The organism is Enterobacter cloacae complex sp. 2024EL-00227, assembly GCF_043945315.1.
In the GTDB taxonomy this organism is placed as follows: domain Bacteria; phylum Pseudomonadota; class Gammaproteobacteria; order Enterobacterales; family Enterobacteriaceae; genus Enterobacter; species Enterobacter roggenkampii.
Genome location: NZ_JBIMQP010000019.1, coordinates 33,740 through 54,339, shown reverse-complemented (window position 1 = coordinate 54,339; position 20,600 = coordinate 33,740). Strand labels below are relative to the sequence as shown.

General features: G+C 52.4%; 27 protein-coding genes and 2 pseudogenes. 15 read left to right on the top strand and 14 right to left on the bottom strand.

Going from position 1 to position 20,600, the window contains the following annotated elements:
- Both ACHH0Z_RS22735 and ACHH0Z_RS22730 read left to right on the top strand, forming a co-directional pair.
- Positions 1-92, top strand: a 92-nt coding sequence (locus ACHH0Z_RS22735; protein WP_326491880.1) for an IS3 family transposase, incomplete at its 5' end; no start/stop codon positions are given.
- 186 nt (positions 93-278) lie between these two features.
- Complete coding sequence (locus ACHH0Z_RS22730) at positions 279-1,619, top strand: IS1202-like element ISEsa1 family transposase (protein WP_004196353.1); 1,341 nt, start codon at positions 279-281, stop codon at positions 1,617-1,619.
- Positions 1,620-1,874: 255 nt separating this feature from the next.
- On the opposite strand, the gene ACHH0Z_RS22725 is transcribed toward ACHH0Z_RS22730, so the two are convergent.
- From ACHH0Z_RS22725 to ACHH0Z_RS22690, 8 genes and pseudogenes are all read right to left on the bottom strand, one after another.
- Positions 1,875-2,297 (bottom strand): nickel resistance OB fold protein NcrY, encoded by a 423-nt coding sequence (locus ACHH0Z_RS22725; RefSeq protein ID WP_032072095.1) that lies wholly within the window; start codon positions 2,295-2,297, stop codon positions 1,875-1,877.
- 161 nt (positions 2,298-2,458) lie between these two features.
- Entirely contained in the window at positions 2,459-3,589 is a 1,131-nt protein-coding gene (locus ACHH0Z_RS22720; RefSeq protein WP_004196366.1) for a Ni(II)/Co(II) efflux transporter permease subunit NcrC, read from the bottom strand.
- A gap of 12 nt (positions 3,590-3,601) precedes the next feature.
- On the bottom strand, positions 3,602-3,871 hold the full coding sequence (locus tag ACHH0Z_RS22715) for a nickel-sensing transcriptional repressor NcrB (protein ID WP_004196355.1): 270 nt from the start codon (positions 3,869-3,871) through the stop codon (positions 3,602-3,604).
- A gap of 105 nt (positions 3,872-3,976) precedes the next feature.
- Positions 3,977-5,275: an MFS transporter gene (gene nirA / locus ACHH0Z_RS22710; protein ID WP_004196314.1), complete on the bottom strand. Its 1,299-nt coding sequence runs from the start codon at positions 5,273-5,275 to the stop codon at positions 3,977-3,979.
- Between the two features lie 233 nt (positions 5,276-5,508).
- Positions 5,509-6,267: a hypothetical protein gene (locus ACHH0Z_RS22705; RefSeq protein ID WP_004196325.1), complete on the bottom strand. Its 759-nt coding sequence runs from the start codon at positions 6,265-6,267 to the stop codon at positions 5,509-5,511.
- 53 nt (positions 6,268-6,320) lie between these two features.
- Entirely contained in the window at positions 6,321-7,241 is a 921-nt protein-coding gene (locus ACHH0Z_RS22700) for a methyltransferase domain-containing protein (protein WP_004196315.1), read from the bottom strand.
- A 62-nt stretch (positions 7,242-7,303) separates the two neighbouring features.
- Positions 7,304-7,666 carry a hypothetical protein gene (locus ACHH0Z_RS22695; protein ID WP_223883548.1) on the bottom strand — a complete coding sequence of 121 codons (363 nt, stop codon included), beginning with the start codon at positions 7,664-7,666 and terminating at the stop codon, positions 7,304-7,306.
- A 133-nt stretch (positions 7,667-7,799) separates the two neighbouring features.
- Positions 7,800-7,944 (bottom strand): annotated as a pseudogene (locus tag ACHH0Z_RS22690) (MFS transporter); the annotation flags it as partial.
- 77 nt (positions 7,945-8,021) lie between these two features.
- On the opposite strand from ACHH0Z_RS22690, the gene ACHH0Z_RS22685 reads away from it, so the two are divergent.
- Together ACHH0Z_RS22685 and chrA are read left to right on the top strand one after the other, a co-directional pair.
- Positions 8,022-8,999, top strand: coding sequence for a chromate resistance protein ChrB domain-containing protein (locus tag ACHH0Z_RS22685; protein ID WP_004196334.1), 978 nt, complete (start codon positions 8,022-8,024; stop codon positions 8,997-8,999).
- A complete protein-coding gene (gene chrA, locus ACHH0Z_RS22680) occupies positions 8,956-10,332 on the top strand; it encodes a chromate efflux transporter (protein WP_004196363.1) in 1,377 nt (458 codons plus the stop codon). The genes ACHH0Z_RS22685 and chrA overlap by 44 nt, the downstream gene beginning before the upstream one ends.
- 30 nt (positions 10,333-10,362) lie before the next feature.
- On the opposite strand, the gene ACHH0Z_RS22675 is transcribed toward chrA, so the two are convergent.
- From ACHH0Z_RS22675 to ydfV, 4 genes and pseudogenes are all read right to left on the bottom strand, one after another.
- Positions 10,363-11,052 (bottom strand): hypothetical protein, encoded by a 690-nt coding sequence (locus ACHH0Z_RS22675; protein ID WP_004196322.1) that lies wholly within the window; start codon positions 11,050-11,052, stop codon positions 10,363-10,365.
- Between the two features lie 13 nt (positions 11,053-11,065).
- Positions 11,066-11,803 (bottom strand): HupE/UreJ family protein, encoded by a 738-nt coding sequence (locus ACHH0Z_RS22670; protein WP_008460272.1) that lies wholly within the window; start codon positions 11,801-11,803, stop codon positions 11,066-11,068.
- A gap of 43 nt (positions 11,804-11,846) precedes the next feature.
- Entirely contained in the window at positions 11,847-12,212 is a 366-nt protein-coding gene (locus ACHH0Z_RS22665) for a hypothetical protein (RefSeq protein WP_009651956.1), read from the bottom strand.
- Between the two features lie 127 nt (positions 12,213-12,339).
- Positions 12,340-12,438: pseudogene (ydfV, locus tag ACHH0Z_RS22660) on the bottom strand (protein YdfV); the annotation flags it as partial.
- Between the two features lie 24 nt (positions 12,439-12,462).
- On the opposite strand from ydfV, the gene relB reads away from it, so the two are divergent.
- The 10 genes from relB to ACHH0Z_RS22610 all read left to right on the top strand — a co-directional run bounded on the left by relB (position 12,463) and on the right by ACHH0Z_RS22610 (position 18,252).
- Positions 12,463-12,702 carry a type II toxin-antitoxin system antitoxin RelB gene (gene relB, locus ACHH0Z_RS22655; protein WP_004196370.1) on the top strand — a complete coding sequence of 80 codons (240 nt, stop codon included), beginning with the start codon at positions 12,463-12,465 and terminating at the stop codon, positions 12,700-12,702.
- Positions 12,702-12,989: a type II toxin-antitoxin system mRNA interferase RelE gene (gene relE, locus ACHH0Z_RS22650; protein WP_000323025.1), complete on the top strand. Its 288-nt coding sequence runs from the start codon at positions 12,702-12,704 to the stop codon at positions 12,987-12,989. The genes relB and relE overlap by 1 nt, the downstream gene beginning before the upstream one ends.
- Before the next feature lie 71 nt (positions 12,990-13,060).
- Complete coding sequence (locus tag ACHH0Z_RS22645) at positions 13,061-13,219, top strand: type I toxin-antitoxin system Hok family toxin (RefSeq protein WP_004146151.1); 159 nt, start codon at positions 13,061-13,063, stop codon at positions 13,217-13,219.
- 877 nt (positions 13,220-14,096) lie between these two features.
- Positions 14,097-14,411 carry a hypothetical protein gene (locus tag ACHH0Z_RS22640; RefSeq protein ID WP_045409782.1) on the top strand — a complete coding sequence of 105 codons (315 nt, stop codon included), beginning with the start codon at positions 14,097-14,099 and terminating at the stop codon, positions 14,409-14,411.
- Between the two features lie 57 nt (positions 14,412-14,468).
- Positions 14,469-14,930 carry a DUF1419 domain-containing protein gene (locus ACHH0Z_RS22635; protein WP_052672942.1) on the top strand — a complete coding sequence of 154 codons (462 nt, stop codon included), beginning with the start codon at positions 14,469-14,471 and terminating at the stop codon, positions 14,928-14,930.
- An 87-nt stretch (positions 14,931-15,017) separates the two neighbouring features.
- Positions 15,018-15,218 (top strand): hypothetical protein, encoded by a 201-nt coding sequence (locus tag ACHH0Z_RS22630; protein ID WP_031494497.1) that lies wholly within the window; start codon positions 15,018-15,020, stop codon positions 15,216-15,218.
- A gap of 40 nt (positions 15,219-15,258) precedes the next feature.
- Positions 15,259-16,050, top strand: a complete 792-nt coding sequence (locus tag ACHH0Z_RS22625; RefSeq protein ID WP_045409787.1) for an N-6 DNA methylase — start codon at positions 15,259-15,261, stop codon at positions 16,048-16,050.
- Positions 16,051-16,093: 43 nt separating this feature from the next.
- Positions 16,094-16,429 (top strand): hypothetical protein, encoded by a 336-nt coding sequence (locus ACHH0Z_RS22620; RefSeq protein WP_045409790.1) that lies wholly within the window; start codon positions 16,094-16,096, stop codon positions 16,427-16,429.
- Positions 16,430-17,120: 691 nt separating this feature from the next.
- Entirely contained in the window at positions 17,121-17,414 is a 294-nt protein-coding gene (locus tag ACHH0Z_RS22615) for a hypothetical protein (RefSeq protein WP_047722420.1), read from the top strand.
- 16 nt (positions 17,415-17,430) lie between these two features.
- Entirely contained in the window at positions 17,431-18,252 is an 822-nt protein-coding gene (locus ACHH0Z_RS22610; RefSeq protein WP_032656128.1) for a DUF932 domain-containing protein, read from the top strand.
- A gap of 28 nt (positions 18,253-18,280) precedes the next feature.
- On the opposite strand, the gene ACHH0Z_RS22605 is transcribed toward ACHH0Z_RS22610, so the two are convergent.
- Positions 18,281-18,820: a lytic transglycosylase domain-containing protein gene (locus ACHH0Z_RS22605; protein WP_045409361.1), complete on the bottom strand. Its 540-nt coding sequence runs from the start codon at positions 18,818-18,820 to the stop codon at positions 18,281-18,283.
- Positions 18,821-19,393: 573 nt separating this feature from the next.
- On the opposite strand from ACHH0Z_RS22605, the gene ACHH0Z_RS22600 reads away from it, so the two are divergent.
- Positions 19,394-19,789, top strand: a complete 396-nt coding sequence (locus ACHH0Z_RS22600; RefSeq protein WP_045343951.1) for a conjugal transfer protein — start codon at positions 19,394-19,396, stop codon at positions 19,787-19,789.
- A gap of 32 nt (positions 19,790-19,821) precedes the next feature.
- Here the strand turns inward: ACHH0Z_RS22600 and ACHH0Z_RS22595 are convergent, their stop codons facing one another.
- Positions 19,822-20,463: an Arc family DNA-binding protein gene (locus ACHH0Z_RS22595; RefSeq protein ID WP_045409364.1), complete on the bottom strand. Its 642-nt coding sequence runs from the start codon at positions 20,461-20,463 to the stop codon at positions 19,822-19,824.
- Positions 20,464-20,600 lie beyond the last annotated feature (137 nt).

The window sequence follows — 20,600 nt, the reverse complement described above, 5'->3', positions numbered from 1 at the left end:
TCGATTACATTGAAGTGTTCTACAACCGGGCCCGGCGCCACAGTCACCTCGGCGGCCTCAGTCCGGAGGCCTTCGAACAGGCCTCATCGTGAGGACAGAATTTGTCTACGGGCGTGGGGTCAGTCCAAAACGAGGCCATCTGCTTGACTAGACACCAACAGAATAGCCTCTTAGCAGCCGCAAGGCAAGGAGAAGTGTTAACATTGTTAACACCAAGCTGTAATGTCCCCTTTGAACCATTCTAAAATGTCCCCAGACAATTCTCTGGGGGATTTTTCATGATCAAAGAGACTGTTACGATGAGTCATAAGGAACTCCACCGACTTCAGATTATTCAGGAGTCAATTAATCGACATATTACTCAGGAACAAGCTGCGGCACGCATTGGCATTTCTATTCGGCAGGTTAAACGTCTGGTGCAACGGTATAGAAATGAAGGGCCTTCTGGTCTGGTTTCCCACCGACGTGGAAAGCGTCCTAATAATTCCTTTTCTACTGAATTCAGAGCAACAGTAATTTCACTCCTCAAAGGCCGTTACGCTGATTTTGGACCTACGTTTGCGTGCGAAAAATTGCGCGAGATACACGGTTTATCTTTATCCGTTGAAACTCTCAGAAAGTGGATGATAGAAGAGGGGTTATGGCGTGAACGCCGTCGTAAAATTGCCCGTATATATCAACGCCGCATGCGACGACCATCTTACGGTGAACTGATCCAGATTGATGGCTCACCTCATGACTGGTTTGAAAATCGAGGCCCCAGATGTACACTGATCGTTTTCATTGATGATGCCACCAGTGCGTTGATGGCGTTGCGTTTTGTGCCTGCTGAAACAACCCGGGCTTACATGGAAACCCTCCGGGGTTACCTTAATGATCATGGCGTACCGCTCGCTCTCTACTCTGATAGACACAGTATATTCAGGGTAAATAACCCAGAGCGGGAAGGTGAGCTGACCCAGTTCACTCGTGCGATAAAGACACTGGGCATCGAGCCAATCCATGCCAACAGCCCGCAGGCAAAAGGGCGGGTAGAGCGCGCCAATCAGACACTACAGGACAGGCTGGTCAAAGAAATGCGGCTTCAGAATATCAGTGATATTGAAACAGCAAATGCATGGTTGCCGACCTTTATTGAAGCCTATAACAACCGGTTCGCTACGTCGCCTCGTACTACTGATAATGCTCATCTTGATGTGCACCATTCTGAAGAGGAACTGGGTTATATCTTCAGCCTACAGGCGAAGCGCGTTCTGTCTAAAAATCTCACTTTCCAGTACAAAAGCAGTGCGTTTCAGGTACGCAGTGAGGGCCGGGGATATCGACTTAGGCATTCGGTTGTTACTGTATGCGAGAACTTTGACGGTGAAATTAACGTTCTGTATGACGGGAAAGCGCTGGGCTGGGAAAAGTATGTTGATGGCCCGGAGCCTATACCACTGGATGATGAAAAGAGTGTCCATGAACGAGTGGATAATGCCCGTATTGATTTACGCTCAAAATACTATGTTAAACCTAAAGCTGACCATCCCTGGCTTACGCGCCGAACGCAAAGTCATCAGCAAGTTAAGCCCCCGAAGTTACCTAAAAAGAAGCCTGATCCCGATAAAAAAGATTGAAACCAAGATCGATTCGGTTGAGTGCATATCCATTCATAGGGTAGATTCTTAAGTCGCGTTTCTGGTGTTCATTTTCGGGTGGTTTGTTACTTGTTTTACCGGGGATATGCCAGAAACGCGCTGAGTCAGTCTGGGCGGTGCGCGTAATGCGGCGTTATGGTAAATAGCCTATGCTAATGTCCGCTAAGAGCGAGAAGCGGACGTTTGGTTGACGAACTATATATATAAAAAAACATAGCCCGTCAGAATTGTGTTTTAGGGTTTGCTGATAACTGCAACATATAAAATTGAACCATCATTTTCATGGCTTACCGGTCCACTGACCCGTACCAGGTCCTGAGCATCGAAGTGCTGCCCGTTCCAGACTTTCTGCGGGATGCGGACTTTGATGGTACCGGTTGGGTCGCGGAACGTATACCACTCGTCCTGCTGCTGGCTGACAACATTGCCTTCCAGTGTGATCCACGCCCCTTCGTGCATTGACGATACGATCTGAATCCGGCTTTGACTATTCTCCTGCTGAACTTTATGACCGGCATACATGTGCTCAGTGACGACAGGCTCTTTCTCTGCGGAGAAGCCACCTTGCGCTGCCAGAGCAGGAATGGCGATGAACGAAGTGAGTAACACTCCGGTGACGAACTGACTGAAATATTGTTTTTGCATAGCAGATTCCATTTATAATTTTACATCCCCCATGGGGGATATTGTCGATGATAAATGAGCGGCTATAAAAGCTCAATTCCTATCCCCGGCAGGGGGATAAAAATATGATGGGCTTCAGAAATATAAAACCCACCGGTTGGTGGGTTCAGGCGTGAGATTCATACAGGAGAAAATCAGCTCGTTACGCCGATCCAGCCGTGATAGCCCATGTAAATGCCGACAAGTGCAATCAGTACGCTTGAGAAGTATGGAGCCCGCCGCGCCAGCGTATCCAGGCCACTCCAGCGTTTGGTTGCCTGACGAACGCTGAAAGCCGCCGCTGCGCCCACTGAAACCAGCGTGATCGCTAAACCGATGCTGAAACACAGTACCAGCGCGGCACCGAGCGTAAATTCCTTCACCTGGATGCAGAGCAGCAAAACGGTAATGGCTGCCGGGCAAGGAATAAGGCCGCCGGTCAGGCCGAACAGGATTATTTGTCCGGTGGTTACGCTGCGATTCGCAAAACGTTTTTTGATGTCGTTCGCATGCGCTTTTTCGTGAGCATCCTGATATTCGCGAGAATTAACATCCAGACCTTCCAGCGAGGAATGATCGTGGTCGTGTTCATGTTCACGGAATTCCACATCATAATCATGCACATGGCCGCGATGGCCTAAAGACAGGCGAACATCAAAGCTGTGTGGCTCCGGGATCGCCAGGGCCGATTCCATAAACCCGTCTTTTTCGACGAAATCAAATACCTGTGAAAATGTCCCTGGACCACGGTTGGTCACCAGAGAAATGTCGCGAGCTTCCCATTTCTTGCCGCTGAGCGAGCGTAAACGCCAGTGAGGGGGTTGTCCTTCTTCGAAAATCGAGAGTTCAACGCTGCCATGGCCCGTATCGATGATGCGGGTTTCGTCATGATCGTGATGACCGTGGCTGTGTTCCTCTTCCTGCTCCATCTTCCACAGCTTTTCGCCGCGCCAGGTTCGCCAGAACATCCATGCCGCCGTACCGAGAATGATGACGGCGGAAATCAGCTGAAACCAGGGTTCGGCTGATTCAGCAGTGAATTTCTGACTGATATACATTCCGCCGAACGCAATGAGCCAGACAACAGACGTATGAGAAATTGTCGCGGCAAGCCCCAGTAATACCGCTTGCTTGACCGTTCCCCGGATGGCCACAATAAAGGCGGCCATCATCGTTTTGGAATGCCCTGGCTCCAGTCCGTGAAGCGCACCGAGCAAAATAGCGCTGGGGATGAACAGCCAGGCATTGGCCACGCCTTGCTGTAAAAGAGTGGAAAAATCAGTCATGTTTCGCTTGCCTTAAAGATATTTAGTTATCTCTTTAAATTCGCTAAGCGTCTTATCAGACTCCGTGTGGTCAGCATGAAGGGCATCCTCCAGGCAGTGATCCAGATGGTCATGAATTAAGGTACGCTTCGCATTCGTTATCGCCTTTTCCACAGCGTGCAGTTGCTGGGCGATATCCAGACATGCTTTCTCATCTTCGAGCATCTGGATGGTACTTTTCAGGTGCCCTGCGGCACGTTTAAGTCTTTTAATAATGTCAGGGTGTGATGCATGAACGGTCATGGTTTATCCTCTCCAGGTGGAAGGGATAAGATAATGTGTATCAACGCCATGGTCACACTTTTTATCGGCTTATCCTCTCCTGATACGTTGTCTTTTTTTGGGAAATTACTTCTCTTTCTTCGGCCAGGACGGATGTTCATCGTCAATGACGAAATCATGCTCATGGGTCGATTCGTTGTTTGTTTCCGGGTCTTTGTGGCTGTGAACCTGAGCGTACACTTCATGCTCAGGACGCCAGATAAGTACGGCGGTGACCAGCGACAATGTTGCCACAACAGTCAGGGCGATGAATGAAGCCTGTGTCCCCCATGCCGCACCAACCCATCCGGCCAGCGGATAAGTCACCAGCCAGCATGAATGTGACAGTGCAAACTGGGCGGCAAACAGCGCCGGTCTGTCTTCCGCTGTTGACGAACGGCGCAGCAGGCGACCACCCGGTGTCTGAGAAAGTGAATAGCCCACCCCCAGCAGTGCCCAGAGCACAACCAGCGTGATGTAATCCTTCAGGAAAATGCCTGACCCCAGGCCAATGACTAAAAGCGCCGTACCTGCAAGCATCGGCATACGGTCGCTCATGTTGTCGAGGAGTCTGGGGAGAACCAGGGCCGATACCATGGACCCCACGCCGAAGAAGGCCAGCGCAATAGCGGTAGACCGCTGTGAGAAACCAAAGTCCGCCTGAACCAGAACGACGGTGTTGACGATAACCATTGCACTCGCTGCCGCTACGGCCATGTTGAGTGCCAGCAGGCCGCGCAGTCTGGGCGTTTTCAGGAAGATGCGCATACCTCGTGTAGTTTTGTCATAGATGCTGCGTTTGACCGTTAACGCTTTCATCTTCGGCAGTGTCACGGAAACAACCAGAGCTGCTGAAGCAAGGAACCCGACTGCCGTACCGGCAAACAGGTTGTGGAAACTCATGACCGTCAGCAGTGCAGCCGCCAGCATAGGGCTGATGACGCTTTCAAGATCGTAGGCCAGACGTGACAGAGACAGCGCCCGGGTATATTCACGTTCGTCAGGAAGAATATCCGGGATAGTTGCCTGGAAAGTAGGCGTAAACGCCGCCGAGGCAGCCTGAAGAATGAAGATCAGGATGTAGATTTCCCATATCTGGGTGACAAAAGGCAGCGTGATAGCCACGAGAGCGCGAACCAGGTCCAGTGTTACCAGCATGGTGCGACGCGGGAATTTATCGGCAAAAGCCGCCGCCACGGGCGCAACAAGAATATAGGCGCTCATTTTGATAGCCAGCGCGGTACCCAGCACTGCCCCGGCTCTGTCACCTGCGAGATCGTAGGCCAGTAACCCTAACGCAACGGTCGCCAGACCGGTGCCAATAAGGGCGATAACCTGTGCCATAAACAGGTGGCGATAGGTACGATTAGAAAGAATGTTGAGCATCAGGAAATCTCTTGGTTTGAAATCACATCCCCCCCAGGGGGATATTCAAAGCATAGAGGGACCTGAAAAAAATGACAAGCTTTATCCGGGTGAGGAGGATACTGATTCGTCTGTTATCTTGGATGTTAAATAAAAAAGCTTCAGGTATCCCAGCGTTATACCTGAAGCAGCATAAAAAGTGTCGAAGGTGTTATCGCCGCTTCCCTGCGCAGCCCCTCCTGACGAGAAGGGAATTAACTCAGTTGTCCCAGACAGGTTTTCAGGCTCAACCGGGTGGCTTCAATATCACTATGGATAATGGTGCACCAGTCATCACGGTTAGCCCGAATGACCTCCAGCCAGTTATTCAGTGCCTGATTAAACGCCATGGTTTTCTCGCGCTGCGGCCAGCTCATCTGGTTAGTGCTGTAAATGTCCTGCCCTGGCTGCGGCATTAGTACGGTTTGCTGCGTCGACATCCGGGAAGTCACCGGCCAGGTATCAGAGTTGCCATCCCAGGAAGGCATCACCGGGAAACCCGCTCCGCGCAAGGCCATATCCCAGGTGGCATCAAACAGGTATGTTTTGCCCTGTAGCTCAAAAGCCACAGTGTCATGAAATCCCTGTGTTTGCGGCAAAATTGCCAGAATATCCGCAGGTACAGGCAAATCAGCCCAGTCAAACCGCACCAGCTTTCGCTTTGCCGTAATGCCACCATCGGTCAGCAGTCGTTCGGCAGCAGCGGCTTTATGACGGCAGTCGCCAAAGCCCTGCTGAAACAGACTCATGCTTTCGCCATTCCATGCACCGAGCTGATAGGGTATCCGCCTGACCAGCTCAAAAATGGCTCTTCGCAGTTCAGTTGAGCCAGGTTTAAGCCCGAGCGACTGCAAAACCCAGCCCGGCGTTATCGCCTCTTGTTGATTGCGGCGGGTGTTTATTTTTTGCCATGTTTCACTGACTTTTTCAGCCAGAGAGGCTGCCAGGGTTTCCCCCGGCAGTAATGTTGTCATCAGCAACGCTCCTGTGGTGGTGAGAAAATGTCTGCGCGTCAACATATCGGGCGTTACACCTCTACGTTGCGACGAAGCGCCGACATAACCAGTGATTCACAGACCACTTCTTCATCCTCTGCCCGCTTTACGCCGGGGAAGACCATCTGACTTACCGGGGACGAACGAAGCCGGTGATAACGGGCAATCGCGCCATTCATTCCTCCCATTTGCTTACGTCTGACCAGCCGCAGTCCGTGCTCCCAGGCGACTTCATCCATCGCGCTCGCCAGAACAGGGTCATGGTTGAAGATCAGGACGCCATCCTCTTTCAGCAGGCGTGCAGCGCTGCGAAGGAAAGCCGTGTAATCCTGTTCGAAATAGGCCGCTGCCTGGGAGTAGATAATATCGACCTCACCTGCCTGAACACCTCTGTTTTCCAGCGCTCCCAGCCCGGCTGCTGTCACGTAAGGATGCTCAGTCACGCCTTTTGGCAGCGATGCATGCCACGGTGTGAGATTAGTGAAGTGCAGGAATACGCTTTCCCCAAGTTGCTCCCTGAACTCCCCGGAAAGCCCGGAAATCGTCGCCTGATGGCCGGCACATTCCTCAGCGCGAAAACCCGCCCAGGCGGCACCAATTTCCAGGAAGGTGACTTTCCCGTTTTTGTGGTGAATGTTTTTCGCATAGTGGGCGATGTCGAACCCAATTTCTCGCGCCAGGCGAAATGAACCGCCGCTGGATGTCCAGGGGCCATCAAAGCCAAAGGCAAGGATCGCTTTGAGCATCGAGCCCGTTTCCTGATGCATCATTTTCAGGAACGGAATGACTTTACGCCGTGAAGGAACCGGGACATTCGGACGCATTTTTTTGGCCTGAAGGTCGCGATTAACGCCCATGCAGAGCGTCTGCCAGTGCAGGGGATCAACACGATAATTGAGTGCAGTGAAATTACGCGCAATCTCTCGACGCGCCTGGATAGAGTCTTTATACATAGCCTCTCCGCTAAATCTGAAGTTGATTAAAGCCGGGCAGCAAAAACTGCCGGTAACAGCGATCAGATCTGGCGGATGCTGGGAGGACGGTAAATGATGTCCGTGGCCTTAACCGGGCTACGAAGATCGGCAAGCGGCAACCATCTGTCTGTTACAGGAGAGAGGGAAATCTCTACAGAGGGCGGCTGCTCAGGGGTTTCATGGAAATGGTCTGTCTGATGATGGCCTGCGTGGCCAGACTGAGGGATATCCGAATCGTGAGAGTGATCCTGCATTGACATGGTGACTTCTGCGTCATGCAGATTCATCTCGTAGCCTGTCAGGCCGTTTGTACCGTGCGACGCAAACGTCACCATCGACGACATCATCATGCCAATGGCCATGATGACGATCATCAGAACATAACGGGGCGAACGTTTAAACATCGGGTACATCGCTGATTGCTTTCCTCAATAGACAATGACAACGGTATAAAAAGATTAGAATCCCCCCGGGGAGGATGTAAGGGCTGGAATGTAAAGTCTTGTATTGGCGATATGAATAAAAAGGCCCGCATAATGCATCAGCGACCGGGGCGACCAGAATATAAGCAAGCATCTTCATTGCCAGCGCCGTTCCCGACTCCCCCTGCCCTGTCGCCCGCCAGCAGGCCCAGTGCAACGGTAGCAAGACCGGTACCGATAAGAGCAATTATGAGCACCATAAAAAGATAGCGATATGTACGGTTAGAAAGACTGAAAATATGTAGCAATCTCTACCATATGTATTAATCTCTACACTATGAAACTACATATCCTTATTCTGACACTGCCCACTGAGCAGGCCACATTACGTATGCGTGTCTGGCGGGCATTAAAAAATACCGGTGCCGCCATGCTGCGCGACGGCGTTTATCTGTTGCCTGAAGCGCAACAGAGCCATGAGATTTTTAACGAGATGAGTCGTGAAATCAGCGGTGAGGGAGGAACGGCCTTTGTTTTTGACGCAGAGACTTCCGACGAAGAGAAAATTCGCCCGTTATTCGATCGCTCTCAGCAGTACCTGATCCTGATGGAGAGCCTTCAGGTTTGTAAAAACGACCTTAATGAGGAAACCGCGGTCAGCCAACTGAAGATGGTAAGAAAACTTCGTCGCGAGCTGGATCGGATTGTGGCGATTGATTTCTTTCCTGGTGAAGCGCAGGCGCAGGCCATTTTTGCCTTGTCAGAACTGGAAGCTGGCATTAACAGGTTCATCTCTCCCGGAGAGCCTCATGCCGTCAGTGGCTTGCTGACACGGCTGAAGCCTGAGGATTTTCATAACAGGATCTGGGCTACGCGTCGCCGGCCATGGATTGACAGGCTTGCCAGCGCCTGGCTTATACGGCGTTTTATCGACCAGGATGCGCAGTTTCTCTGGCTTAAGGATGGCAACGATTGCCCGGAAGAGGCGGTGGGGTTTGATTTTGATGGCGCGACCTTCAGCCACATCGACAATCGTGTGACCTTTGAAGTGCTGATGGTCCGCTTCGGGCTGACGGGGGATGCCCTGAATGGTCTGGGGATGCTTGTGCATTACCTTGATGTTGGCGGGGTTCAGCCCCCCGAAGCCGCTGGCGTTGAAAGTGTACTGGCAGGATTGCGTGAAAGCATTACGGATGATGACACATTACTCACAGCGGCCTGTTCGCTGTTTGACGGTCTGTTAACGACGTTTGAAATGAGGTCCGGCCATGATGAACAAAACGGAGTTGCTGACGCTGGCAGAGGAAAACGTTAAGCCCAAGCCGGTCCCCCTGAAGGAGGCGTTCTGGTTCTGGATGAAGCTGGGTTTTATCAGCTTTGGCGGTCCTGCCGGACAGATTGCGATCATGCATCAGGAACTGGTCGAGAACCGGCGCTGGATTTCCGAGTCCCGTTTTCTCCACGCACTCAATTTCTGTATGGTGCTGCCCGGTCCGGAAGCTCAGCAACTTGCCACCTACATTGGCTGGCTGATGCACAGGACCTTGGGCGGAGTGATAGCGGGTTTGTTATTTATCCTTCCCTCACTTTTTATTCTTATCGCGTTGTCGTGGATCTATATCGCCTGGGGAGACGTTGCCATTATTGCCGGTATCTTTTACGGCATTAAACCCGCCGTGGCGGCAATCGTGCTGCAGGCGGCGCATCGCATCGGCTCCCGTGCGCTGAAACACGGTGCCCACTGGGCCATAGCTGCTGCGGCTTTTGTGGCCGTTTTCGCCCTGAACGTTCCTTTTCCCGTCATCGTTATTTCAGCAGCGATAACTGGCTTTATCGGCGGACGCATCGCGCCGGAAAAATTTCACAGCGGCAGCGGGCATAACAAACAGGAGAAAGCCGCCGTTGATGCTGCGGTTATTGACGATCATACGCCCGTACCGGCGCATGCCCTGTTCAGCTGGGCGAAACTGTTAAGGATTGTGGCAGCGGGTGCACTGCTCTGGCTTATTCCCATGACGGTGCTGACGCTGGGGCTGGGCTGGGCGCATCCGGTGACGCAGATGGGCTGGTTCTTTACCAAGGCTGCGCTCCTTACCTTCGGTGGGGCCTACGCCGTCCTGCCATACGTTTATCAGGGTGCTGTCGTCAATTTTGGCTGGCTGACTGCCGGGCAGATGATGGACGGGCTGGCGCTGGGAGAAACCACGCCCGGCCCGCTGATTATGGTGGTCACGTTTGTCGGATTTGTGGGCGGGTATACCCATGCCGTTTTTGGCGCGGATATGCTGTTTGTCGGCGGCGCCGTTGCCGCCTGCATGGTGACCTGGTTTACCTTTCTCCCGTCCTTCATTTTCGTGCTGGCAGGCGGGCCGTTTATCGAAACGACCCACAACAAGGCGGGTTTCACGGCACCTTTAACCGCCATCACAGCGGCCGTAGTGGGCGTCATTGTTAATCTGGGGCTGTTTTTTATCTGGCATACCGTATGGCCGGAAGGCGCAAAGGGAGGGATCGATATCCCTGCCGCCCTGATTGCCGTCGCCGCTGCGTTTGCGCTTTTCAGATTAAAATGGAAGGTTACGCACGTTATTGCCATGGCGGCTCTCGCCGGGCTGATACTCCGCCTGACCGGGCTGTCAGCTGTGTGAAAAGGGGCAGGTTATCCTGCCCCTGATTTATCAGATAACCCGTTTGATGTTCAGGTAGTCGCCGGTTGTATCAAGCTGGATCGTGATGGTCTCAGAACCACGATTTCGCCAGAACCAGCCATGTTTACCCTCGAACGCGGCCTGTAAAACGCCGTCTCCGGATGTGATCTGCCGGGCTTTACCATAGCCATGGTAGAAGCCTTTCGGGGCGTTGACCGGATCGCCGTGCGCATCCACGTTTACCGGTCCGGAACTTGTCCACTGATAGGTCACGCGGGCATCTTTGCGCATTTCCAGTTTAACTTCAGCAGCTTCGTTAGGCTTCAGGGTGATGAGCATCTGATGACGTTGCGAGCCAGCCGATGGTACTTCCGGCGCGCGCGTGGTCGCCGGAACGCTCAGCTCCGGGTAGGTGTTCTGCGTTATTGCCGGAGGATTATCCGGGATCGGTCGCTCATTAACTGGCGCAGCCAGCTGTCCTTGCTGAACAGCGCTGGCCTGATTATCGGCATCAGCTTCTTCGGCAAGCTGCGTTTTGATTTCTCCCATCTGCTTAAGCCCCAGTAAACGACCCACGCCAGTAGGATCAATGCCGTATTCCGAAGGCATGACGACGGTGATCAGCAGCGTCAGCGCCACGATGGCGGCGAGGATAGTGGACTGCATCAGTTTGATGGCAGAAGGTAATTCTGCGCGTGTTGGTAAATCAGTGTTGTACATTGTTTTGTCTCCCTCAGGCTAAAATGTAGCCACAAAGCTGGTAACTCATTAACAGAAATCCCGCGCTCATCATCACCACATTGGCGGTATAAGCGTGTCGGAAAAAGCTCGCCGTTTGCCGCCAGTAGCTCATAACGATCAGGATGGCGCTCAGCGCGAGCAGCTGGCCGATCTCAACGCCAATGTTGAAGGCAATCAGGTTGACAAACAGGCCATCGGGAGAGATTTCGAATTCCTGGATTTTGGTTGCCAGACCAAAACCGTGGAAGAATCCAAAGATGAGCGTCGCAAGCTTCGTGTTGGGCTGAACGCCAAACCAGCGCTGGAATGCCCCGAGGTTATCAAGCGCTTTATAGACCACGGACAGCCCGATAATGGCGTCAATAAGGTAAGCACTGACGCTGATATCAAAGAAGGTGCCGATGAGCAGCGTCGTTGAATGCCCGATAGCGAACAGGCTAACGTACAGCCCGATATCACGCATTTTGTAGAGAAAGAAAATCACCCCGAACAGAAACAGCAGATGATCGTAACCGGTCACCATGTGCTTCGCGCCAAGGTAGATAAACGGGATGATGTTCACCCCGGTGATTTCCTGGATGTACCCTTTGTCGCCTTCCGCCACGCCGTGCGCATACGCGCCCTGGCTGTAGAAAAGCAGTAACAACAGGAAAAACAGACAAGCCGAACGCGCCTGAGCTGAAAGCAGGCGAGCGCTCAACCGGCCCTGTGTATCAAGGCTGGTATACATAAAAATCCTTACATGTTGAATAATAACGAATTAGCAGAAGTTATTACGCAGACAGGATTCTCGGAGGGCGTTCGGGGGTGGACTGCGGCATTTGCAGTATTTGTTCTGAACTCAACGCATATATCACCCGCATGCCCGGATTCCATGCGTGCAGAGTAGGCAGAGCAAAGAGTTTATTCAGATCGTGGGAATGATCGGCATTGAGGTGATGCACGCTACCGTGGGAGTGAAACAACAATGGATCGTGCTCATTCAGTGGTTCATCGCTGTCGTGTTGATGGTCACTGATGGACGTTGTTTCCTGAACGCTGTATGCAGCCTGTGGCTTTGCCATAAACGAACTGCTCAGCACGGCAACAGCCATGATGATAAGCACGATTCTGGAAATGACTTCACGGCTGATAAACACAGTTAACGGCATCCTGATGATACAAAGTAACAACGTGCGTAATGTATCCGCTATGCTGGCTTGATTTCAATAGTTGTTTTGAGTTTGGTTTTGTCTGAAATGTTCAACAAATCCTGCCGTCCACTTCTGGCACAAAGCGGACAGTGATCACCGTTCTTACGACTACTTTCTGACTTACTTCGTGACTTGCCCTAAGCATGTTGTAGTGCGATACTTGTAATGACATTTGTAATTACAAGGGGTGTAAGACATGGGTAGCATTAACCTACGTATTGACGATGAACTTAAAGCGCGTTCTTACGCCGCGCTTGAAAAAATGGGCGTAACTCCTTCTGAAGCGCTTCGTCTCATGCTCGAGTATATCGCTGACAATGAACGCTTGCCGTTCAAACAGACACTCCTGAGTGATGAAGATGCTGAACTTGTGGAGATAGTGAAAGAACGACTTTGTAATCCTAAGCCAGTACGTGTGACGCTGGATGAACTCTGATGGCGTATTTTCTGGATTTTGACGAGCGGGCACTAAAGGAATGGCGAAAGCTGGGCTCGACGGTACGTGAACAGTTGAAAAAGAAGCTGGTTGAAGTACTTGAGTCACCCCGGATTGAAGCAAACAAGCTCCGTGGTATGCCTGATTGTTACAAGATTAAGCTCCGGTCTTCAGGCTATCGCCTTGTATACCAGGTTATAGACGAGAAAGTTGTCGTTTTCGTGATTTCTGTTGGGAAAAGAGAACGCTCGGAAGTATATAGCGAGGCGGTCAAACGCATTCTCTGAACCAAAGCATGACATCTCTGTTTCGCACCGAAGGTGACACTTCTGCTTTGCGTTGACAGGAGAAGACGGCTATGAAACTGCCACGAAATACCCTGATCTGGTGTGTATTGATTGTGTGTCTCACGCTGCTGATATTCACTTACCTGACACGGAAATCCCTCTGCGAAATCCGTTACAGGGACACGAACAGGGAGGTGGCGGCTTTCATGGCTTACGAATCCGCTAAGTAGCCAACCCCGGCGGGGGGAACCCCCCCCGCCATTAAGGGGCTGAGGCTGTCTGGACATGCCTGAAGCGCCTTTATGAAGGGGTTGCCGGTTTACCGGTAGCCCCTTTTTCCTTCCTGACGCGACCGCACGCCTGAACTTCCGGGAAGGGCTGTTCCCCTGCGGGGAACGGGGGAAGGGGGACGCGCCTTCGGCGCTGCCCCTTTGCTCCCTCCGCCTTGTCCACACTCCAGCCTTTCCTGCCTGATTTTGCTGAAGTCAGAGCGCCATGAGTTACCTGCCTGTGCCTGGCTTCAGCCTGGTTTTCCCTGTGTTCTTCATCCCGGGCGTCATATCCGGCGTCCTGCTGGTTAACTTTCTCAGCTGCAGCTCCGTGGCCATAACCCGAAAACAGGGCAGGGCGATGGCCCCCTTCGGCTCCCGGCCAGCGCTGCTGTCCGGTCGTCGAGCCCCACTCCGCCAGGGCGGCCGCTGCGCACCCGCCGGGCTCCGCCGAACCCCTCCGGGTTTCGGGCTGACGCTAGGGTCTGATGGCGAAGGTCAAAGGCTGCGGCTTCTCCGGCCGTGCCGTCCGGAACGCCTTCACCGCGCCGGCTGATGCCGTCGCTTTAATGGCGCCACGCCGTTCCGACGTGTCGGGTGTGTGCATCCTGTTCCCCCGGTGAAGCCATCCCCCGTGCGTCCTCACGCGGAGGGCTGCTTGTAGCACCGCCGGGTCGTCATCCAAGGGGTGAAATGCACTCCGCCAAAACTTTTTGCGTGCCGCAAAAACTTTCGTCTCCGCCCCTTTCCTTCCTCCCTTCGCCGTTGCTCCTTTGCCCTTTGCCGCGAGAGAACTCACCAGGGAGATGGACAACCATCACCACAGGAGAAAACCAGGATGCACACACGAAACGTCAACGTCAAAACCGCCGCTCAAGAATCTTCCAGAAAGATGGGGGGAAAAACCGTGTCGTACACGATCCTCGTCGCTGAGACGAAAAAAAACTCAGCGGAGGAAGCCGACGTTCTGGAGTTCAGCAGCCTTGCTGAGCTGAAGAAACTGCGCAGACGCTGCCCCGAAACGATGCGCTGCACCTATTTCTACGCCCTCAGCAGCGGCGTCGATAAACAGTTCCGCCATATCCATGTGGCTGAAGCTGACCACTTCAAACAGTTTGCGCGCCTGATCGAGCGCGCAGGTATCGACATTTAAATCCGGTTCACCCCGTGCGGCCGCCGCACGGAACCTCATCAGACAGGAGCATGAAAGATGAACGTTAACACCCCGACCGCTGCACCAATGGCCTTTTTCGTTCCGTCTCATAACGCTGTTTATGACCGCGCAACACAGCTGGACGGGCAGTGGGTGACTCAGCGTGAAGCGAAAACGCTGGAATCCCTGCGCCGTCTCTATCCGGACGCGGAGCTGATCCCCGCGACTCAGGTGCAGGAAAAGCTGAATGACGGCTATCGCCGTCCCTGGGTGGAAATCACCGAGGCCCGGTACATCGACCAGCTGGAAACGTTGCCGCCAGTGGACTGGTGCAGAGGGTATGGCGGGGAGTCGTTCAAGTCGATGGAGTTTACGGGCGGGGATGTGACCGCGATTTTTGTCCGGTACGGCGCGCGCTTCTTTGAGTGCCACGACCTGCACACCCGCCATCACCGGGAGCTGATTGGCGACGTGATCGCCCGTTTCTGTCTCGATGCGCCGCTGAATTCCGCGCATTAAAAAAGCAGGGTTGCCCCTGCTTTCTCAACGCCGGGTAGCCGCTGTAACGGTGAACCGGCAATCACAACCAAAGTAAGGAGATTGATCGTGAAATTTGACCCGCAAACTGTCGCACAGGCGAAGGCATTTGTAAATGCCCTCCGCGCCGGAAAACGCGCTCGCGTACCCGCGCTGCGCTTCTCACAGTGGCAACCGTTCCTGTCCGTGGTAAATGCCGAAACGGGCTACGCCGCCGATGCTGACTGTGGTCTGGCTGTCAGCGTCTACCCGGCGCTTGGACTGGCTTAACAGGAGACGGCCGCCTGCGGGCGGCCGGTAAGGAGAAACCATGTCACAACTGAGTTTTGAATCCCTGTTCCTGGCAGACCAGGCTGATCCGCAGCCGCGGGTTTCCGCTCCTGTCCGGGTGCAGTCGCCAGCTGAGGCGCGTAAGCAGTTCGCCAGTGTGTTCCGTCAAACCGCGAAATATATGCGCCGTTCCGAAGTGTTCCGCGACTTTATCACCCTGGCCGCCAGCGGGCTTGATATAGCGAGCATACGATCGCCAGAAAGCATCGAAAACAGCCGACGAATCTGCGGGCGGTATCAGCCGGACGATTTAGACGCCATGAGACAGCTGTTCTGCCTGTTGGTGGAGGGGCTGGCGGGTGAAATGCATGATTTTCTGGGCGCACTGTATATGGAGCATGAGCTGGGCGCGGACGAAATGGGGCAGTATTTTTCCCCGTCCTGCATCTCCCGCCTGATGGCCGGACTACTCATGCCCGGCGCTCAGGAGACGATAAAGCGTGAGGGTTGGATGACGCTCGATGAGCCTGCCTGTGGTAGCGCCGGTATGGTCATTGCCTTTGCATACTGGATGACTGACGCGGGATATAACCCGTCAGAACAGCTTTATGCCACCTGCACAGATATCGATCCGATGGTGGCTGATATGGCCTTTATCCAGCTGTCACTGCTGGGTATCCCTGCGAAAGTCGTGACCGGTAATACGCTGACCCTGAAAGCAAATCGCGTGCGTTATACCCCCGTTTATTACTTCAATGACTGGCAGGGACGTCTGGAGTTCCGCAGCCGTTTCGAAGCTATGAAAAACTTTCTGGCCACCGTGGCCGCCTGACTGACAGAGCGGCAGGGCAGACCTGCCGCAGGGAGAGAGAAACATGATGAGCAACACACTGAACGCTGTTCCGGCCACCGTGCTGGAGACGATGGCAGAACGCCTGCAAGGCCAGGCTGAACCGATAAAAATCCGCAGCAACGATGATCACGCCGCGCTGGCTGCAGATGTGCTCTGGAAATTTGCCCGTAAAACCGGGCTGAACAGGGAAAGCGAAAGCGTGCAAACTGTCATCACGGATTTTCTGGCCAATCTGCTGCACCTGTGCGAACAGTGCGAGCCGGACGGGGCTGGCATCGAGGGATTTAATGCCCTGCTGAATATGGCCATGATGCACTATGAGCAGGAAAACGGAGGTGACAGCGAAGAACCGATCTGATCGGAAATCTTAGCCCCGGTGCATATCATCGGGGCAACCGCAAAAACCCTCTTTCCCCTGCGGGGAAACGGGGAGGGCGAAAGCGCCTCCGGCGCTCCTGCCGTTCCCCGTTGCAGTGCTTCTCTCCTCTCTTGCGATCACAACCGGCGTCCTGCTGGTTAACTTTCTCAGCTGCAGCTCAGTTATGGCCACAACCGAAAAACAGGGCAGGGCGATGGCCCCCTTCGGCTCCCGGCCAGCGCTGCTGTCCGGTCGTCGAGCCCCACTCCGCCAGGGCGGCCGCTGCGCACCCGCCGGGCTCCGCCGAACCCCTCCGGGTTTCGGGCTGACGCTAGGGTCTGATGGCGAAGGTCAAAGGCTGCGGCTTCTCCGGCCGTGCCGTCCGGAACGCCTTCACCGCGCCGGCTGATGCCGTCGCTTTAATGGCGCCACGCCGTTCCGACGTGTCGGGTGTGTGCATCCTGTCCGTCCGGTGAGGCCATCCCCCGTGTGTCCTCACGCGGAGGGCTTGTCGTAGCACCGTCGGGTCGTCATCCAAGGGGTGAAATGCACTCCGCCAAAACTTTTTGCGTGCCGCAAAAACTTTCGTCTCCGCCCCTTTCCTTCCTCCCTTCGCCGTTGCTCCTTTGCCCTTTGCCGCGAGAGAACTCACCAGGGAGATGGACAACCATCACCACAGGAGAAAACCAGGATGCACACACGAAACGCCAACGTCAAAACCGCCGCTCAAGAATCTACCGGAAGATGTGATTCAAACCTCACCACGTCCCAGTTCACGGATCTGTTTTGCTGGGTCCTGGCAGCATCGGAAGGGGAGCCACAACCGGCAATTTTTACGCCGCCAGAGAATGCCACTGAGCTGACGTTAATTAATGACGAATGCCCGGATTATATCTCTGTCTGGATCGTAGATGGTCGCCCGGTGGCAGTTGCAATGCCGCTGGATAATTTTCACCGCGTTATTTCTTCATCACTAACTAAATAATCAGGAGTAAATAAATATGGTCAGTTTCGCAAGCCGCTATCGTATGCCTACCTCGATTCGTAAAGACCGTCCGCTGACGAATGAGGAATTACAGCACATCGTTCCGAGCGCGTTCTCATCGGATAAACACGATTCACGCTCTGAACGTTATACGTATATCCCGACCATAAACATTCTTGATCGCTTACGTGATGAAGGTTTTCAGCCGTATTATGCAACTCAGTCACGTACACGTGACCAGGATAAACGCGACTTTACAAAGCATATGCTTCGCCTGCGTCGTCATGACCAGATTAACGGAAAAGAAGTACCGGAAATTATTCTGCTGAATAGCCATGATGGTTCAAGCAGCTATAAAATGATCCCCGGTATGTTCCGTCAGATTTGCAGTAATGGTCTGGTTGCGTGGAAGGATTTTGGTGAAATCCGCGTACCCCACAAAGGGGATATTGTCGGTCAGGTTATTGAAGGCGCTTACACGGTGCTGAAAACATTTGACGCGGTTGATGAAAATATTGACCTCATGAAAAGCATTCAGCTCACTTTGCCTGAGCAGCGCCTTTTTGGTGCGACCGCCCTGGAACTTAAGTACGATGGAAAACCAGCGCCGATTACACCGGAGCAAATTATTAACCCGCGCCGTGTGCTCGACAGAGGCCAGGATTTATGGACCACGTTTAACGTGGTTCAGGAAAATGTGATCCGTGGGGGAATTCGTGGCAGAACGGAAAAAGGGAAGATGACCAGAACGCGGGAAGTCACCGGAATAGATGGTGACATCAAATTAAATCAGGTGCTCTGGAAAATGGCTGAAGAGTTTGCAAAACTGAAGGCCTGATAATTAAGCCGCTCAACAGAGCGGCTTTTTACTGTCCGCTGTTTAAAGATGCTGTTTCTGCAATTTTTATCTCATGTTCCTTTCCCGCAGTTGGCGCCAGACGTTCAGAAAGTAACTTTTTTCTGGCCAGTAAAACGCGATATATATTTTTGATATCCTGAGCATAGGCCTTGCGCTGCGCAATGAGCTTTTTGCTCGGCCCCGTATTATACATCCCCACGCTGTCCCAGTTTTTTCCGTATGACCTGAAGTTGTGCGCCAGCACCCATGCCCCGGTGTAAACGCAGATACATGGATCATTCAACAGGCGATCACGGGTAATATTGAAGTTTTTAAGTTTACCGTAATGGGAACTGTTCACCTGCATCCCGCAGACATCTTCTGTCCCATTTTTGTTTGATCCATTTATCGCACCCGGCTTCAGCCTGCTCTCTTTAATCGAAATTGACATAAGCAGTAGTGGATCAATTTGATAATCTTTCCCGGCCTGATCAAAGCACATCTGGGGAGCTGCGCCAGCAGACAGTGAAATGGTCAGCAATGCCGCAGGTAGTAACGATATTTTCATGGTTTGGCCTTTTAACGAAATACACGGGCTCTGGAGCGTCGTTTTAAAAAATACCCCGGCGGATCGTCGTAATCAAGTTAATTCACTACAAACGCGCGTGAGCGCTCTCCTGCAGGGATTTAACACCTGGTCGGAATAAACATGTCAGGACAGTGGGCGGTATTAATATGCCGCTCTTTACTAACCCTTTAAAACATCACACCCCACGCAAGACTTCGTCTTGCAGATTTTTCATTTAATTTCAGGTGGATGTCTGTAAGAAATTTGCGCGCATTTGGAATATGACCGTTTAATGTCGTACATACCGACACTACACTATCGTATAATCCTGATACCTGTTAGTGTCGGTATGTCTCACATGTATCGTACAATTGTAGATATACTGTAATTACATTGAATTATATATCGCACAGTGTCACACTATCGCACATCATGGTGCTGGATTGTACTACTGTATAGAACAGGAATTCACAGTAGCATCAATCCATTACACCTTTGCGCAGCAATCTGATAATCCACCAACAGGCCATATGTAGTGTCGGTTCCGACACTAACTTAAAACAGGTAAGAAATATGGGAAGAGTCGGCATCTACCTTAAAGATAAAATTGAACGCGAAGTTCGCGATATTGTACAGCAGGACCTGCAAAACGGCGCAAACGCAGGAGAAGCAAACATCTCAGCCACCTGCAATGAATTAATCCGGCTTGGCCTTCTTGTTTATAAACGCGACGGAGAAGATGGCAACCAGTTTGATATCGAAGGATACCGGAGAGACCTCATAAGAAAAGCAGCAGGTTCACGCGAAGGCACAGTCCTTATAGCCACTCTACTTGCTGAGATGTATTTAAAAATGACAGGAAAAGACGGTGAAGGCAGCCTGGAAGATACGCTTGATATGATTTTAAGCGGCATAAATACCGCCGAGAACGAGGCGGAAGCAAGGCACTTCATCAACGAAAAAGAATAAATCTGCGAGCCGGAAACCCCGGCTCGCATCGATCACTGAGACGACTTTTCGTCCCACAGAGGCTCGCTTTTCTCCACCTCCTTAATTTTTTCCTTCAGGAAAACTTCAAATTCCATACACAGCACTTTAAGCGCCTGCACATCCTCGTTCTGGTCAAGCAATCTTTCAGTAAAATAGCCGAGAGTATTCATTAACCGGGTGAGCATTTCATCATTCAGACTGCGGTTATGCACCTTCGCCATCGCCCTGATTTCATCCGCAAGATTCTCAGGAATACGCATGCTATAGCCGGTAGTTTTCCCCGGAAGCAAAATTCTTTCACCCTCCCGCCATACCCACAATTGCTCCTGTTTGTGTGGGGTCTTAATTTCACTCACAACCTCAACGGATTCACCATCAAGTAATTTCCCAAGCCATTCCTCAAATCTGACCGCCAGCGCAATAAGCCGCTCACCCTCCGCAGTTTTAATGACAGGCTTACCCGGCTGATAATTCAGAGACAACAAAAGCCTGGCAATAATTTCCTCATTCACGCTCCTGTTACCCGCTCTGGCACATATTCTCAGCTCCATGAGCAAATTATCGGGCGCCCGCAACCTCCACTCCACAGCCTCCCCTGGCTGGAACTTCCGTGGACGGCCGCGACCATCCCACATTTTCTCTTTAACTTTCATAGCTATAGATCCCTGAGGCCATTTCTGAACTTACTGGTCAACAAAGCCTACTCACTTACATATTCGGATAAATCTGAATACCTTCTAAAAATGTGACATGCGTCACAGTTTTTTTTTTTTAGGGTCATGGGACAATT